Source organism: Ruegeria sp. BG10, from assembly GCF_056538575.1.
The window spans coordinates 1278453-1294576 of the sequence record NZ_JBQFTI010000001.1 but is presented as its reverse complement, the minus strand read 5'-3'; the positions used below and the strand labels follow the sequence as shown (position 1 = coordinate 1294576).

At 60.2% G+C, this 16124-nt stretch carries 15 protein-coding genes and 1 tRNA gene; 10 read left to right on the top strand and 6 right to left on the bottom strand.

Going from position 1 to position 16124, the window contains the following annotated elements; translation table 11 throughout:
• Positions 1-142 precede the first annotated feature (142 nt).
• Complete coding sequence (locus tag ACR0D8_RS06385) at positions 143-577, top strand: ion channel (RefSeq protein WP_475160825.1); 435 nt, start codon at positions 143-145, stop codon at positions 575-577.
• Here the strand turns inward: ACR0D8_RS06385 and cls are convergent.
• The 3 genes from cls to ACR0D8_RS06370 all read right to left on the bottom strand — a co-directional run bounded on the left by cls (position 574) and on the right by ACR0D8_RS06370 (position 4329).
• Complete coding sequence (cls, locus tag ACR0D8_RS06380) at positions 574-1986, bottom strand: cardiolipin synthase (protein ID WP_480645301.1); 1413 nt, start codon at positions 1984-1986, stop codon at positions 574-576. The two genes, ACR0D8_RS06385 and cls, sit on opposite strands and share 4 nt — an antisense overlap.
• Positions 1987-2115: 129 nt before the next feature.
• Positions 2116-3240: an acetoin utilization protein AcuC gene (locus ACR0D8_RS06375; RefSeq protein WP_480645299.1), complete on the bottom strand. Its 1125-nt coding sequence runs from the start codon at positions 3238-3240 to the stop codon at positions 2116-2118.
• 3 nt (positions 3241-3243) lie between these two features.
• Complete coding sequence (locus tag ACR0D8_RS06370) at positions 3244-4329, bottom strand: AI-2E family transporter (protein ID WP_480645297.1); 1086 nt, start codon at positions 4327-4329, stop codon at positions 3244-3246.
• 177 nt (positions 4330-4506) lie between these two features.
• Here ACR0D8_RS06370 and ACR0D8_RS06365 point away from each other — a divergent pair, with 177 nt between their 5' ends.
• The 3 genes from ACR0D8_RS06365 to ACR0D8_RS06355 all read left to right on the top strand — a co-directional run bounded on the left by ACR0D8_RS06365 (position 4507) and on the right by ACR0D8_RS06355 (position 7558).
• Complete coding sequence (locus ACR0D8_RS06365; RefSeq protein WP_475160816.1) at positions 4507-5373, top strand: YihY/virulence factor BrkB family protein; 867 nt, start codon at positions 4507-4509, stop codon at positions 5371-5373.
• On the top strand, positions 5370-7271 hold the full coding sequence (locus ACR0D8_RS06360) for a multiheme c-type cytochrome (RefSeq protein WP_480645296.1): 1902 nt from the start codon (positions 5370-5372) through the stop codon (positions 7269-7271). Before ACR0D8_RS06365 ends, ACR0D8_RS06360 begins: the two co-directional genes overlap by 4 nt.
• 98 nt (positions 7272-7369) lie before the next feature.
• Positions 7370-7558 (top strand): hypothetical protein, encoded by a 189-nt coding sequence (locus ACR0D8_RS06355; protein ID WP_475160810.1) that lies wholly within the window; start codon positions 7370-7372, stop codon positions 7556-7558.
• A gap of 2 nt (positions 7559-7560) precedes the next feature.
• Here ACR0D8_RS06355 and ACR0D8_RS06350 read toward each other — a convergent pair whose 3' ends face one another.
• Entirely contained in the window at positions 7561-8277 is a 717-nt protein-coding gene (locus ACR0D8_RS06350) for an RlmE family RNA methyltransferase (RefSeq protein ID WP_480645295.1), read from the bottom strand.
• The gene (locus tag ACR0D8_RS06345; RefSeq protein ID WP_475160806.1) at positions 8277-9389 is read right to left on the bottom strand and encodes a Ppx/GppA phosphatase family protein; all 1113 of its coding nucleotides are present in this window, start codon (positions 9387-9389) and stop codon (positions 8277-8279) included. The genes ACR0D8_RS06350 and ACR0D8_RS06345 overlap by 1 nt, the downstream gene beginning before the upstream one ends.
• Before the next feature lie 241 nt (positions 9390-9630).
• Here ACR0D8_RS06345 and ACR0D8_RS06340 point away from each other — a divergent pair, with 241 nt between their 5' ends.
• The 6 genes from ACR0D8_RS06340 to ACR0D8_RS06315 all read left to right on the top strand — a co-directional run bounded on the left by ACR0D8_RS06340 (position 9631) and on the right by ACR0D8_RS06315 (position 13784).
• A complete protein-coding gene (locus tag ACR0D8_RS06340) occupies positions 9631-9927 on the top strand; it encodes a virulence factor (RefSeq protein WP_475160805.1) in 297 nt (98 codons plus the stop codon).
• Positions 9928-9953: 26 nt separating this feature from the next.
• Positions 9954-10880, top strand: a complete 927-nt coding sequence (locus ACR0D8_RS06335; protein WP_480645293.1) for a methylenetetrahydrofolate reductase — start codon at positions 9954-9956, stop codon at positions 10878-10880.
• A 9-nt stretch (positions 10881-10889) separates the two neighbouring features.
• A complete protein-coding gene (locus ACR0D8_RS06330) occupies positions 10890-11954 on the top strand; it encodes a methyltetrahydrofolate cobalamin methyltransferase (RefSeq protein WP_480645292.1) in 1065 nt (354 codons plus the stop codon).
• Between the two features lie 125 nt (positions 11955-12079).
• A complete protein-coding gene (locus ACR0D8_RS06325) occupies positions 12080-12907 on the top strand; it encodes a polyphosphate kinase 2 family protein (protein ID WP_480645290.1) in 828 nt (275 codons plus the stop codon).
• Between the two features lie 64 nt (positions 12908-12971).
• Positions 12972-13045, top strand: a tRNA-Gly gene (locus ACR0D8_RS06320).
• 13 nt (positions 13046-13058) lie between these two features.
• Positions 13059-13784, top strand: a complete 726-nt coding sequence (locus ACR0D8_RS06315; RefSeq protein ID WP_480645289.1) for an FkbM family methyltransferase — start codon at positions 13059-13061, stop codon at positions 13782-13784.
• Between the two features lie 102 nt (positions 13785-13886).
• Here ACR0D8_RS06315 and ACR0D8_RS06310 read toward each other — a convergent pair whose 3' ends face one another.
• Positions 13887-15929: an ASKHA domain-containing protein gene (locus ACR0D8_RS06310; RefSeq protein WP_480645287.1), complete on the bottom strand. Its 2043-nt coding sequence runs from the start codon at positions 15927-15929 to the stop codon at positions 13887-13889.
• Positions 15930-16124 lie beyond the last annotated feature (195 nt).

Sequence of the window (16124 nt, the reverse complement as noted above, 5' to 3'; positions counted from 1 at the left end):
ATGTGCAGCGCCTCCCGGCAGAGTCCAGCACCGAGGCGTTTTCGTTTCCATTCGTCGCAGCGGTGGCCACGGGGTTGTTCCGTTTCGCGGAAGCGGCCATTGTGAAGGGACTTTTCCGGACGGGTACAAGAGATACAGGTTTATGACATTAACGCAGCAGATCGTTTGGGGCAGCATCTATCTTGGCATCTGCTTTCTGATCGAAATCATCCTTCTCACCTGGTGCACGCAAATGGTGCGCGTGATGTCCGTTCGACTGGAAAACAGCAAAAGGTTTGTCTCGATCGCCGGGCCGATCTGTATCGCTCTGATGTTCATTGTGGCGATTCATACGTTCCAGGTCTGGCTTTGGGCGATTGTCTGGGTATTGGGGGATGTCCTGCCCGACTGGAACTCGGCGCTGTATTTCTCGCTGGTGACGTTTACGACGCTCGGCTACGGCGACATTGTACTGGGGGAACAATTGCGCATTTTCGGCGCGTTTGCGTCGGTGACCGGGCTGCTGGCGTTTGGATTATCCACGGCATTCATGGTTGCCCTGATGACGCAGGTCTTCAAAGAGGAACTGATGTCCTAGAGGATCGGCGCGAATAGTCGCGCAAGGGGTGATCCAAAGCGGATATAGGCGGGCTGGTCGGGCAGATTGCGGGTCAGCTCGTAGCTGGATTCGAAGTCCTTGCGCAGCATCGCGTCAACGGCATGCGCCGCGCGTGGATCGAAGAACAGCGCCATCGCCTCAAAATTCAGGCGGAACGAGCGGTTGTCCAGATTGGTTGTTCCCACCGCGGCCAATGTGTCGTCAACCACGAAAACCTTCTGGTGCATGAAGCCATCGGTATAGCGAAAAACCCGCGCGCCACATTCTCTGATTTCATCAAAATAGGCGAATGCGGCTAGCCAGGGCAGGCGGTGGTCAATCACGTCGGGCACCAGAATGCGCACGTCGACACCACGCAGGGCTGCATGTTGCAACGCTGTCATGATGTCGATGTCCGGTACAAAATAGGGCGACGCGATCCACAGCCTTTCCTTGGCCTCGGTGATGGCGGCAAAGAACATCATCGCCCCGGTTTCGGTCTCGTCGCCGGGTCCGGTCGCCACCAGCAGCGCGTTCATGTCCTGCTCGGATTCCGATCCTGCCCAATCCAGCTGATCGATCAGGTCTTCGTCATGTGCCCAATGCCAGTCTTCGGTGAAGATCAGTTGCAGCTGCCGGACAATGTGGCCGGTCATACGGATATGCGTGTCGCGCCAGTGGCCGAAATGTGCGTCCTGCCCCAGATATTCGACGCCCACATTATGCCCGCCGATAAATCCGGTTTCGCCGTCAATGATCACGGTCTTTCGGTGATTGCGATAGTTGAGCTGAAACCGGTACTGCGGCCCGCGGCGATCCCGGGGGTTCGCAATCTCGATCCCCGCTGTGCGCAGGGCGTCAAGGTAGGCGGTCGGAAGTCCGTAGCTGCCCACCGCGTCGGTCATGAACCGGATGCAGACGCCACGTTCTGCTGCCGCGATCAGTTTCGCTTGCAGTTTCTTGCCCAGCGCATCGTCGCGCACGATGTAGAACTGAATCAGGACATAGTTCTGCGCGTCGTCGATGGCCTGGAATATCGCATCGAAAGTGGCCTGTCCGTCCACCAGCAATTCCGCCCCGTTTCCGCGCGAAACGGGCAGGTGCGCCAGTGATTCGAACGGGCGCGGGTTGATCGGCATTCTTTCGGCGTCGGGTTTGGAAAAATCCGCAAAGGTCTTGATGCCCTCGACAACCCGTTCGCTTTGCTTTCTGGCGATGCGATACCCGCGAAACCTGTGGTGGCCGAGAAACAGGTACAAGGGTACCCCCAGCAGCGGCGTGGCGATCAGAAAGACAACCCACCCCACGGCCCCCTGCGGCGTGCGCGCGGTCTGCGCGGCGCGTATCGAAAAGACGATGGCCGTCGCGTAGAGGAAGAAGACGAGCGCGGAAACGAGCAGTGTCCACATGGGGTTATCGGTCTCTTGCCTTGTTAATCTGTGCCAGTGTAGATGCGATCCCGATCCTGCGCCATATCGCAATGTATCTACACAACTTTTGACGTACGGGCCGCATGTTTGCCGGCAACCAATTGCCGGTCAGTGGCGTACGGATTGAGAAATCCGATCCGACAGGATGCGCATGTCCGCGCGCAACTCCGGGCGAATCTTACCTTCGTTCGGAGCGTCACGCAGCGTTTTGAACCAGTGCTGAGGAGGCCGTTTTCCCGCGGCCCGGTTCCACGTCAGGGTGTGAAGAACAGTCTGTGCTTCTGGCGCGAGCATTTCGGGGATGTCGAACCCGTTCAAGATCGCCCAGACGCCGGTCCACAGTCTGCCCACGGACCAGGGGTTATACCCACCGCCGCCCAGAACCAGAAACCTTGGCGCCAGATCGCGCAGGCTGGCGACCGCGTGCCAGTGGGCGTTGTTGGACAGCGTCAGGCGGGACAGCGGGTCTTCGGCTACGGCGTCGGCCCCGCATTGCATCACGATGGCCTGCGGGCGAAAGGCGACGGTGGCCGGCAGTATGACCTGATCGAGAATGGCGAGAAACTCACTGTCATTGAGGCTGCGGGCAACGGGAAGGTTCCACGCCGCGCCGCCCGCATCATCATCCAGCGCGCCGGTAAACGGCCATCTGCGCGCCTCGTGGATCGAAATCATCCGCACCACGTCCGAGCCATGAAATGCAGCAGCAACCCCATCGCAGTGATGCGCGTCGATATCGACATAGACGATGCGATCAAGCCCGGCGTTCAGAAGGGTTCGTATCGCCAGCACCGGATCATTCAGATAGCAAAACCCGTTGGCGCGATCAGGCAGACCGTGATGAGTGCCGCCCGCCGGATTGAACACGATCCCGCCCTCACGGATCAGTTCCGCACCCAGCATCGACCCACCCGCAGCGGTGGCCGGACGTCGGAACATTTCCGCAAATACCGGGTTTGAGATTGTGCCCAGACCGTGTCTGGCGCGGATATCCTCGGAAACCCTTTGCTGCTTTTCCGCCAGCCTCAGGGCCGAGATGTATTCGGGTGTGTGAAAGCTCTGCAACGCACTTGGCTTGGCGCAGGGGCTGACGCGATAGTTCTTGGAATTCAGCCATCCCAGCGCGCGGCACAGATCGATGACCGTGGACACGCGCGGAATCGCTAGGGGATGCTTTGAGCCATAGGTCGAATTACGATAGATTTCCGACCCGATGAAAACCGGCCGTCGCATGGTCTAACCAGCCGTTTGCGGGCGGTCATCCTCGCCCAGCCTGCCGTCCAGTGACATCAAAATGGCGATGGGGCGCAGCGCGGGGATATGGCTGAATACGATCAGAATGCAAACGGTCAGCGGAACGCTCAGGAAGGACCCGATCAGCCCCCAGACCGTGGTCCAGAAGGTCAGCGCCAGAATGACCAGAAAAGTGGACATGTTCAGGGACCGCCCCAACATTGCGGGGTCCAGGAAATTTCCGATCAGGAATTGCAGGGTTCCGCACCCCAAAACGATGATCAGAAACGGCCCGATCGATTCAAACTGCACCAGCGCAATCATGGATGGAAACACCACCGCGATGATTGAGCCGATCGAGGGAATGAAGTTCAGCGCGAAGGTCAGCACAGCCCAGGTTTCGGCATATTCCAGACCCAACAGCTTGAAGACCAGATAGCTGATGGTCGCCGTAATCAGGCTGATGAACGTCTTGACCCCGACATAGCGTTGCAGGCTGAAGGAAATCGCATCGAGTATGGCGGCAAATTCTGCACCCGTTTTCGGATCGCCCGCCGCAAGCCGTATCTTTTTCCGAAAAGCCAGCCGCTCGGCCATAAGGAAGGCGACGTAGAGGCTGATCAGAAAGAAATGGTTCAGCAGGGATGTGGCGCTGCCCAGCAGAACGCGAGCCACATAGGACATGTCGATGCTGATCAGGTTGTCCCGGATAAAGGTGGTCACGTCATTGCCCACCAACCCGGCGATGCGGTTCACCGCGTTGTCGAACTGGGCCTCATAGGTGTTGATCGAGCGCGCGAACTGGGTCGCCTGACTGCCCAGGATGTACATGATGACGAACAGGCCGGCCAGAACCACGGTGACGCCCGCTATATTGGCCAGCCAGACGGGCACACGGGTCAGGGCGATGATCCGGTCGCTGAGCGCGATGATCAGGACATTGATCAGCAATGCCATGGTCAGCGGCACCAGAAACGCCGACCCTGCGTATAGTCCCAGCACCATGAGTGTCGCTACTATCGACACGTCCCGCACGACGGACAGCTTCAGTTTCGTTGGCTTGGAAGCGATGTCATTGTCCAAAGTCATTGATCGGCCCGTATCAGGAACTGCACTTTGCGCGGCGGGGCAGCGGATTGTGTGTGCCGCCGATCCTGCACAGCAAGGCCGGATTATGCAATGCGGCCAGTCATTTGTAAGGGATAAATTGAGACATCACCGGAATTGGCGGTTCTTTGAGCGGGACGGGCGGGTTAGTCTTTGTGAATGAGCGCACGAGTGATTCCCTTATTTGGACGACCGGTTCAGGCGCTTTGGCTGGCCATCATCCGCTTTGGCGCCAAGAACGGGTTCGTCATGAGCAGCCATGTCGCCATGTCGCTTATGCTGGCCCTGTTTCCCTTTGTTCTGTTTACCGTGGCGCTGGCGGGGGCGCTGTCTCAGGACTATGTCACGGACGAGTTGATCGAGCTGCTTTTTGGCGCGTGGCCGCAGGATGTCGCGGGGCCGATTGTCACCGAGCTGCGGGCGGTCCTTGCGGAATCCGGGTCCGGTGTCATCACGCTGGGGGGGCTTCTTGCGATCTTCTTTGCCTCGAACGGTGTGGTTGCCGTGCGCGCTGCGATCAATCAGGCGTATCATGACCGCGACAGCTGGCCGTTCTGGAAGACGCGCTTGTTGTGCCTGGGGCTGGTCGTTGTGGGCGGTGCCGCCATTCTGGCAATCGCCGCGGTCGAGGTTGTTTTGCCGTTCTACACGCGGCTGGTATCCGAAAAGACCGATGTCAATGTCTCTGACTGGCTATCGGTGGACCGGCTGCGCTGGACCTTCACGGTGGCGGTCCCGGCGGGCACGGTGATCCTGGCGCATTTGGTCCTGCCGACGCGGCGTCACAGGGTGATGCAGATTTTGCCGGGCGTGCTGCTGACCCTTGCCCTTTGGACGGCGGGCGGTTGGGGGTTTTCGATCTATATCGGACAGTTCGCAACCTACAGCGCCACCTATGCCGGGCTGGCGGGGGCCATGGCGGCATTGATCTTTCTGTACCTCTGTGCGGCGATCCTGATCCTTGGGGCGGAATTCAACGGCGCGCTGATGGATCTGCAAAGCGGACCGGAAGGGCGCGCCTCGTGAGGTTCGTCGCCGCTGCAATCGCGATGTTCGTGCCCCTGACTGCTTTTGCCCAGACCCCGACCTATGTCGGCTCTGCCCAATGCATGGACTGCCATGAGGAGGAGGCCGAGGCCTGGTCAACTTCGCACCACGCGCTGGCCTGGACCTCTGTAGCGTCCGGGCACGTCAAGGCGGATTTCGACGGCACACGTTTTGACCATGACGGCATGTCTGTGGAGTTCGACGAAAAGGATGACGTGTTGCGGGCCCATGTGACCGAAAAGGACGGCGCAATAACCCTTTATGATGTGCATTCGGTCGTCGGTATTGAGCCCTTGCAGCAATACCTGTTCGAAACACAGCCCGGCCGTCTGCAAAGCTTTGACGTTGTCTGGGACACGGAACAACAACGCTGGTTCCACCTGTATCCCGATCAGGACCTGCCGCCCGGCGACGGTCTGCACTGGACCGGCCCGTATAAGAACTGGAACGCGCGCTGTGCCGAATGCCATGCGACCGGGTTCGAAAAGAAGTATGAAATTCAAACCAGAACCTACAGGTCACAGCAGGCCGAAATCGGCGTCGGGTGCGAGGCCTGTCACGGCCCCGGATCGACGCATATCGATTGGACCAATGGTCAGACGGTTGCTGCCGGCTTGAACGAATTCGGCTTTACCATGAGCTGGGGCAGGGGCCGCACCGAGGCGGAGATTCAGCAATGTGCCGGTTGCCATTCCCGGCGCGAGGCGCATCAGGACGGCAACCCGTTACCCGGAACCCCCTATCACGACGCCTATAATCTGGCAGTGCTGCGCCCCGGTCTCTACCAGTTCGACGGTCAGATTCAGGACGAGGTCTATGTTTACGGCTCGTTCCTGCAATCGAAGATGTATGAACGGGGCGTTGGTTGCATGCATTGTCACGAACCTCATGGCGCCGGGCTTCGGGCCGAAGGAAACGGGGTCTGCACACAGTGCCACTCGCCGGCTGCCAACCCGGAGTTTCCAACGCTTACGGCGAAAGATTACGACTCTTTTGGCCATCATCACCACCCGGAAAGCAGCGACGGTGCGCAGTGCAAGTCCTGCCACATGATCGAACGTGTCTATATGGGCGTGGATGGCAGGCGCGATCACAGTTTTCGTATTCCGCGACCCGACCTGAATTTGGGGCAGGATGCCTGCACCGATTGCCACCGCGATGAAGATCAGGACTGGGCCGCGCAGCAGATTGAGGCATGGTTTCCCGATTCCGCGTATCGGGGCGCACATTTTGGCAGGGCATTTCAGGCGGCGGCGACCAGGCGCATGGACGGGCCAGAGGGACTTTTGGCCATTGCGACCGATCCGGGCCAGCCGGGGGTCGTCCGTGCAACGGCGGCGTATTTGCTGCAACCCTTCGGATCAGCGGACGTTGCCGCGATCACCGCCGCGATGCTGACTGATCCGGACCCCCTGGTGCGTGCCAACGCGGCCCCGTTACAGCGTCAGGCCGGGTTGCCAGAGCGGCTAGAGCGCCTTGAACCCTTGCTCTCGGACCCGATGCTGAACGTGCGGATTTCGGCCGCGAAAGAGTTCCTGACCATTCCGATGCAATCCCTGAACCCCGCCCAGCAGGCGCTGGTCGGGCAGGGAATGGGCGAGTGGCAAGCGGCAATGTCCAACCGTTTGGACTTTCCCGAGACACATCTTGTGCTGGGCGGGATGGCCCTGACATTTCGGGACGCGCCAGCCGCCGAACGCGCCTTTCGCGAGGTCGTCACCCTGGACCCGCAGCAGGCCGAAGCGTGGCCGATACTGGTGCAACTGGCCCAGATCAACCGCGGTCTTGATGCCGCGCGCGAAGTTCTGCGCGAGGGGTTGGCCAGCTTACCCGCCAGCCCGGAACTGCGACAACTCAAGGCGCAGCTTGACCCCTGAAACGGCATCGCGTGGCCCGGTTTACGCCACGTTCCCGGCAAAATCTCCGGTTAATGATTTCGGCTAAGCAGAACCCTGGACAGGCCCATAGGTAGCCAATGTTTGAAAAACCGGTCCATACATGGCAGTTGCAGCGCCCCTTGTCGCTGAACCAGCGGATTGCCGATCTTCAGGCCCGAAAACCTGAATACATCAACCATGGTGAAGCCCTGCTTTTGCAACGCACCGCCGCGGCATCACTGCGGGAACAGGTGCTGACGGGCGACAGTATTTCGCTGGACGATTGAACTCAGCCCCGGAAACCGGTTGCGACCACGAATTTTTCGGAGCTGTCCGACCGGGACGCAGGCGGCTTCACATTCGCCACCTTTTCGAATTTCTGTTTCAGCAGCTTTTGCAGATCGCCTTCCGCGCCCCCGGCCAGCACCTTGGCAACGAAGGTTCCGCCTTCTTCCAGAACGTCAAAGGCGAAATAGGCCGCGGATTCGCACAGGGCCATGATGCGCAGATGGTCCGTCTGTTTGTGCCCGGATGAGGCCGCCGCCATATCCGACATCACCACATCCGCCTTGCCGCCAAGCCAGTCCTTGACCTTTTGATCGGCGTCGTCCTCCATGAAGTCCAGCACGTGGGTGTCCGCTCCGGCCACGGGTTCGACCTCTTGCAGATCCACGCCCAGAACCGTACCGACGCGTTTGCCCGAGCGTTCGCCCAGCGCGTTGACGCGTTTCACCGCCACCTGACACCAGCCACCGGGGGCGCAGCCCAGATCGACTACGCGCGCACCGGGGACAAGAAAGCGAAACTTGTCGTCCAGTTCCAGAATTTTGAACGCCGCACGCCCACGATAGCCCTCGGCCTGCGCGCGTTTCACATACGGGTCGTTCAGCTGCCGCTCAAGCCAGCGGGTCGAGCTGAGCTTGCGCCCGCGCGCGGTCTTCACCTTGACCTTCAGGTCGCGTTGTCCACGGCCTGAGGTATTCTTTCCACTCGGTGTCTTCGCCATCAGAACGGTCCGTCTTCCAATACGCCGTCCGCGCTCATCTGCGCATAAAGCAAACCTTCGCGCAGCCCACGGTCCGCCACGGAAAGGCGGTCGGTGGGCCAGCAGCGTAACAAAGCCTGCAAAATGGCCGAGCCGGACATGATCAGGGCCTGCCGGTCATCGCCGATACGCGGATCTCGCCGCCGCCCCAGTGGGCCGAGTTCTAAGTATCCCCGTATCACTTTGTCAATCTGATCGCTGGTCATGCGCAGACCGTCCACCTTGGTCCGGTCATAACGCTTCAACCCCAGATGCGAGGCAGCCACGGTCGTCACCGTGCCGCTGGTGCCGACGATCTGAAACCCTTCGCGCGCCTGTTCGTCCTTGTAGGGCGCGAAATCGGCCAAATTTTCTTCGAAGAACCAGCTCATAAGCGCAAAGCGTGCCGAGTCATCCTCGACATCGTTGAACTGGTCGCGCAGTGTCGCGACACCCAGCGGCACACTGATCCAGTCCACGACCTTGGCCGCCGGAAACGGGCTTTCAACCGTGTGGAACCCGTTATGCAGGCGCATGATTGCAGCTGGACGGTCGCGGCGGGGCACCGAAGAGATGTCGATCCACACAAGCTCGGTCGAGCCGCCCCCGATATCCACGACCAGCAATTGCTCGGTCTTGGTCGAGACCAGCGGCGCGCAGGATATGACGGCCAGACGCGCCTCTTCCTCGGGCTGGATGATTTCCAGCGTCAATCCGGTCTCGCGCTTGACCTGCCGGATAAAGTCGCGTGAGTTTCGCGCGCGGCGGCATGCCTCGGTCGCGACCAGACGCATCCGTCTGACCCTGTTGCGTTTCAGCTTTTGCTGGCAGATGCGCAGCGCCTGAATGGTGCGCGCCATCGACGACCGCGACAGTCGTCCGGTCCGTTCCAGCCCCGCGCCCAACTGCACGGATTTGGAAAAACTGTCTACCACATGGAACCCGCTGCCCTTGGGCTGGGCTATCAACATGCGGCAGCTATTTGTTCCCAGATCCAGCGCCGCATACAACGCATCTGGATCGGGTCTTGCCGGCGCGGGGCTTTCGACCGCCTTCGGGAACGCGCCCGCACCTTTGGGACGCTTGGGCGCCATCGTAACGCCCTCCGATTTTCGAGTTACCCCGACCATAGGTCGGGCGGTTGGTTCGTGCAAGACGCTCATTAAAGTGTTGAGTATTTTGATGTGCGACTTCGACCGGGAATTGGTTACAAGCCCCGGTATCCCATCGTGGGCAAAAAGGTCGCTTGAAATACGCCGTGTGTCGAAAATCGACCGACCTTGGCCCATATAGAAGTCTAGAACCACTCCATCTGGTTAGGAGGAATCAAAGGCTATGCCTGACGTCACCATCGTATACTGGCGCGACATTCCCGCCCAAGTCATCGTCGGCAAAGGCCGCCGGGGCGCCAAGCGGCAGTTGGAGGAGCGGTTCGAGCAAGCCATCGACCGGGCCGCGATGAAGGTGAACGCCAAGGACAGCGATGCCTACCTGGCTGAATGGCGCAAGGCCGAACCCTTTGCTGTGGACGGAGACCCGTCCGAGATTGCCGAGGCCGAAGCCGTGCGTCTGGAGACGGAATACGATCAGGAGCGCGTCAAGGCCCTGATCGCCAATGACGGTTGGGCATGAGCCCCAGATCTATATGGGAGGCCGCAATGGCTTTGCTGAACTTCAAGAAACGTGATGCGGCCGAAAAGGCCCCGGTAAACCCGACCGTCGAAGCCTTTTTGCAGGGCTATTCGATCGAGGTGATGCCGCGCACCGCCGAAAAGATCGAGGATTTCCGCGCGCTGCTGCCCGAAGGCACCCGCGTCTATATCGCTCATATCGAAGGCACGCCCATCGAAGACATGGTCAAGACCGCCAAGCGGATCGCGACTGAAGGGTATCCCGTGATGCCGCACTTCCCGGCGCGGATCATCAAGGATGCGAAGGCGCTGGAAAACTGGATTTCCATGTATCAGGGCGAAGCGGGTGTCGATCAGGCGCTGCTGCTGGCCGGTGGTGTCGCGAATCCGCATGGTGAATTCGACAGCTCGATGCAATTGCTGGAGTCCGGCCTGTTCGACAAGGCGGGCTTCAAACGTCTGCACGTGGCGGGTCACCCCGAGGGCAACAAGGACATTGACCCGGACGGCTCGACCAGGAATGTCGACGACGCGCTGCGCTGGAAGCAGAAGTTCAATGAAACGACCGACGCGGAAATGGCGCTGGCCACGCAGTTTGCCTTTGACGCCAAGCCGATCATCGCATGGGCCGACGGTCTGAAGGCCGCCGGTATCGACCTGCCGATCCATATCGGAATTGCCGGTCCAGCCAAACTGCAGACCCTGATCAAGTTCGCCATCGCCTGTGGTGTCGGCCCGTCGCTGAAGGTCCTGCAAAAGCGCGCGATGGATGTCTCCAAGCTGTTGCTGCCCTACGAGCCGACCGATGTGATCACCGAACTGGCCAACCACAAAGCGGCCAATCCAGAGTTCAACATCACCAACGTGCATTTCTTCCCGCTCGGCGGCATCAAGACCAACGCCAACTGGGCTATCGACAACGGCGGCGCCTCGGCAAAGCCTGCAAACTCCTAAGGAACGGACATGACCCGTACAGTCGTAGAATCAAAAACAAAAACCGCCGTTCTGGGCTTTGACGAACCGTTCTGCGTGATCGGCGAGCGGATCAACCCGACCGGCCGCAAGAAACTGGCCGCCGAACTGGAAGCGGGCGATTTCTCGACCGTTGAGAAAGACGCCATCGCCCAGGTCGCTGCAGGCGCGACCGTTCTGGATATCAACGCGGGCGTTGTCTACAACTCGAACCCCAACCCGAACGAGACCGAACCGCCGCTGATGCGCAAGATCGTCGAGTTGGTGCAGGGTCTGGTTGAGGTTCCGCTGTGCATCGACAGCTCTGTTCCCGGCGCGCTGGAGGCCGGCCTTGAGGCGGCTGAGGGCCGTCCGCTGCTGAACTCGGTCACGGGCGAGGAAGAGCGTCTGGAACTGGTTCTGCCGCTGGTCAAGAAATACAACGTTCCGGTGGTCGCGATCTCGAACGATGACACCGGGATTTCCGAAGACCCCGATGTGCGTTTCGAAGTTGCGAAGAAGATCGTTGAGCGTGCCGCCGATTTCGGCATCCCTGCGCATGACATCGTCGTCGACCCGCTGGTCATGCCCATCGGTGCGATGGCTACGGCCGGTCAGCAGGTGTTCGCTCTGGTCCGTCGCCTGCGCGAGGAACTGGGCGTTAACACCACCTGCGGCGCGTCCAACATCTCGTTCGGCCTGCCGAACCGCCACGGTATCAACAACGCGTTCCTGCCGATGGCGATGGGCGCGGGTATGACTTCGGCGATCATGAACCCGGTGGCCCTGCCGGTTGGTCCGAAAAAGCTGGCCGAGAAAAAAGCGGAAGTCGAAGCGAAAGGCATCGTTCTGCCCGCGGACATGGATGACGAAACCTTTTGCCAGCTGTTCGGTCTGGGTTCGACCCTGCCGCGTGCCGGTAAAGAGATGGAGGCCATCCGCGCGGCCAATCTGCTGACCAACAACGACCCGCATGGTGGTGCCTGGATCAAGTTCAACAAAGCGCCGGACGAAGCCGGTGCCGCCGGTGCGGCAGGCGGTCGTCGCGGTGGCGGTCGCCGGCGCCGCGCCGGATAGGCAACGCCCAGACATCAAAGGCCGGGCCCAGTGCCCGGCCATTTTCGTTTTGACACCGATCAAGGCTGGTTCATCATTGGTTTGCGATATTGGCAGAACCCCAACAGATAGGTTCAGGTGCAAAGATGAGCAAACATCACCCCCCGAAACTGGCGGACACAGACCTCGGCAAGCGTTTAAACAAGCAGGATTATTTCGAACAACTCGCCGCGCTGCAGGCGCAGCTTGCGCTGATTCAGCAGGCGTTTCTGTTTCATGGGGTTAAGGGCGTTCTGGTATTCGAAGGCTGGGATGCGGCAGGCAAGGGGGGGACAATCCGGCGGATCAGCCAGGCGCTGGACCCGCGCAGTTTCAAGGTCTGGCCGATCGGTGCGCCCCGAAACTACTATCTGAACCGGCACTATCTGCTGCGTTTCTGGGAAAGGCTGCCGCCGGCCGGGGCCATCTCGGCCTTTGATCGCAGCTGGTACGGGCGTGTGCTGGTCGAACGGATCGAAAACCTTACTCCGAAAGAACGCTGGCGCGCCGCGTATCAGGAGATCAATGATTTCGAACGCATGCTCGTCGATGACGGAACCCGGATCGTGAAGTTGTTCTTTCACATTTCTCCGGAAGAGCAGATGGCACGGTTCACCGAGCGTCTGCGCAATCCGATGAAGCGCTGGAAGCTGACCTACGAGGATTTCCGAAATCGTGAACGCTGGGCGGAAACTGAAGTCGCTGTGGACGAAATGCTGGCGCGCACATCGACGGCAATCGCCCCTTGGCATGTGATTCCCGCCAACAATAAGAAATACGCCCGTATCAAGGCGATGCGCGCGATTGTTGATGCGTTTTCAAAGGATGTCGACCTGAACCCGCAGCATCTGGATCAGCGAACACTGGATGCGGCCTGTCAGGCGCTGGACGTGGACCAGTCCTTGATCGACAGCCTGCGCGCCCGAACGGAATAGCGCCCGGTCAGCACCGAAACGTGCTTGAAGTCGGCCGGACGAGAGTGCTATCCAATCCAACGCGGCGGGTATGATGTAATGGTAGCCTGTCAGCTTCCCAAGCTGAACGCGCGGGTTCGATTCCCGCTACCCGCTCCAAGGGATCTCGGTCATGAAGAAACAGCTGACGCGGCGGGCGCAAGTAGTCGCAAAAAAGGGCGGGCCTGTCGGATCGCTGGCGCGGTTGTCCGCCGTCGCGCATGAGGACGGCGCCCTGTTCGACATCGGCGTGAACCGGGGAACCATCGCCCGCCACCTGATCCGCATTTTCCCCGACTGCCCCTGCTTTCTGTTTGAACCCCTGCCAGAACAGGCCAGCTTTCTGGCCAACAGGTTTTCCTCGTTCTCGGCCGTGAATGTCGTGCAGCAGGCGCTCAGCGATACGCCGGGCGAAGCCGAGTTTTTTGTTGGCAAAAGTCTTGGAACGTCCTCGCTGCTGCCGATGAGTGATGAGACGGTTGCAAACCACCCGGAATCCGAGGTCGTCTCATCCATTCAGGTGAAAGTGAACACAATCGACGCCTTTTGTGAGGAGAATGGCATCTCGCACATCTCCTGCATGAAGATCGACGCGCAGGGGTCCGAGCTGAATATATTCAGAGGTGCTGCGCAGATGCTGTCCGAGCAGCGCATCGACATGATCATGTTCGAATGGTTCGCAACGCCGCATTATGCGAATTGTCCCCTGATTCTGGACCTTTGGAACGAGTTGGATCGGTTCAGTTATTCCATGTACGACATTTTCCCCGGCCGATCTGCGCCCAGCGGGCAGCGCCGGTTCGGGGATGCCGTCTTTATCTCTGACAAGTTTCGCCGGGAAAGACTGCCGTTTCTGTGATTCCGGAAGCCGGGCAGTGCACCGCCCGACCTCTGCGCGTTTTTGATACGGCTTTCAGGTGGTGGCCGCCAACGGACCCACTTTCACCAACAGCAGGCCATCCTATGACCGGCGGCGGCGGCGACGGCCCGATTTTTCCTCGTCCCCACCGGTGTTGAACGAAGGCGCGGGCAGCGTGACCACCTGCGCCAGTTCCGGAAACGGGTCAGTCTTGTGCGGGATGGCGTTGGCCGCAACGAAATGATCCTGAAACTTGGGCTCGATGGCTGTTTCGACCTTGGTAATCTCGCGCACGACGCGTTCGATCTCGGACCGCGAGCCGATGTTGCACAGCGCAATCCGGGCACCGGTTCCGGCGGCATTGCCGGCGCTGTTCACCTTGTCCAGTGGTGCGTCCGGGATCATGCCCAGAACCATCGCGTGTTTGGTCGAGATATGCGCGCCGAACGCCCCGGCCAGAACCACGCGATCCACCTTGTCGACGCCCATTTCGTCCATCAGCAGGCGCGCGCCGGCATAAAGCGCGGATTTGGCCAGCTGGATGGCGCGGATATCGCCCTGCGTCACGGTGATGCGCGGACCGCCCTCGGCGCTGGCATCGTGGATCAGATAGGCGTGGGTGCGGCCTTCGGGGACACAGCGGGCTGTGCCGGTTTGGTCGGCAGACCCGATCAGTCCGCTTTCATCCAGCAACCCGGCAATGCGCATTTCGGCGACGGCTTCGATAATGCCCGAACCGCATATGCCAGTGATTCCCGTAGTTGCGACATCCCGGTCAAATCCGTCTTCGTCCGACCATCTATCGGACCCGATCACCCGAAAGCGGGGTTCCTTGGTGACGGGATCGATCTCAATCCGCTCGATTGCTCCGGGCGCGGCGCGCTGGCCGGAACTGATCTGCGCGCCCTCAAAGGCGGGCCCTGTCGGAGAGGAACAGGCCAGCACGCGAGAGGTGTTGCCCAGCAGGATTTCCGCGTTGGTGCCGACGTCGACGATCAGCACGAGGTCTTCGGATTTGCCGGGCTCTTCTGACAACGCCACAGCCGCACAATCCGCACCTACATGCCCCGCGATGCAGGGCAAGATGTAGACCTGCGCGCGCGGGTTCATTTTGGTCAGGTCCATGTCACGCGCGGGCAGCGACATGCTTTCCGACGTCGCCAGCGCAAACGGCGCCTGGCCAAGCTCGACCGGGTCCAGACCCAGCAGCAGATGATGCATGACCGGGTTGCAGACGAACACGGTCTCGACAATCAGCGCGGAGTCAATATCGGCCTCTTCCGCAATCGAGGAGGTCAGATCGTTGATCGCCTCGCGGACGGCCCTGGTCATTTCCTTGTCCCCGCCGGGGTTCATCATCGAATAGGACACCCGGCTCATCAGGTCTTCTCCGAACCTGATTTGCGGGTTCATCAGACCCGAGGAGGTTTTGACCTCACCGGTTTCCAGATCGGTCAGGTGGGCCGCGATCGTGGTCGAGCCAAGGTCAATCGCCAGACCGTACAGCCCGCTCTCATGCAGGCCGGGCCAGATTTCAACGATCCGGGCCACCTCGTCCTTGTGGCCCTTGTGAAGGGCGACCGTGACTTCCCATTTCCCTTTGCGCAGAACCGGTTGCAGCTTGGACAACAGGGACAGGTCAGCGGTGACAGCGTCGATCTTCCACTGCTGGCGCAGGGCCCGTTCCAGACGTTCCAGATCGCCGGTGGGCGAGTGCATATCGGGCTCTTCCACGACCACAAAATAAAGCCGGGTCGCCGGGTCCATCGTGATGGCCCGCGCGGCGGCCGCTTTGCGAACCACCTGACGGTGCACCTGGCTTTCGGGGGGGACGTCGATCACAATGTCGCCCTGAACGGTCGCCTGACATCCCAGACGGCGGCCGGGCTTCAGCCCGCGTTTGTCGTCATAGCGCTGTTCGACGGCATTCCACGCACTCAGCGCAGTGTCCGAGACGGTGACGCCGTGTTTGGGAAACTCACCATAGCTGGGCGTGATCTGACATTTCGAGCAAATCCCACGGCCGCCGCAGACCGAATCCAGATCGACCCCCAGCTGCCGGGCGGCAGTCAGAACCGGAGTGCCCACGGGGAAATGCCCGCGTTTGCCCGACGGGGTAAAGACAACAAGGGGGTCGGTGGTCATGTCTGGCCTGCCTTTTTGTATTCGCGCGTTTGCCGGGCAAGATATGGGTTTGCGTCAAAAGGGAAAGGCCATTCCGCGGCACGTTTTGTGCGCGTTGCGTCGTTTTTTGCTGCGGTATCACCCCGCAGGTGAAAACTAGTTTAGGTCAGGGGCTTTTCCTTAGCTTGAATCCATGCAATAGGGTCACCGCCAAAC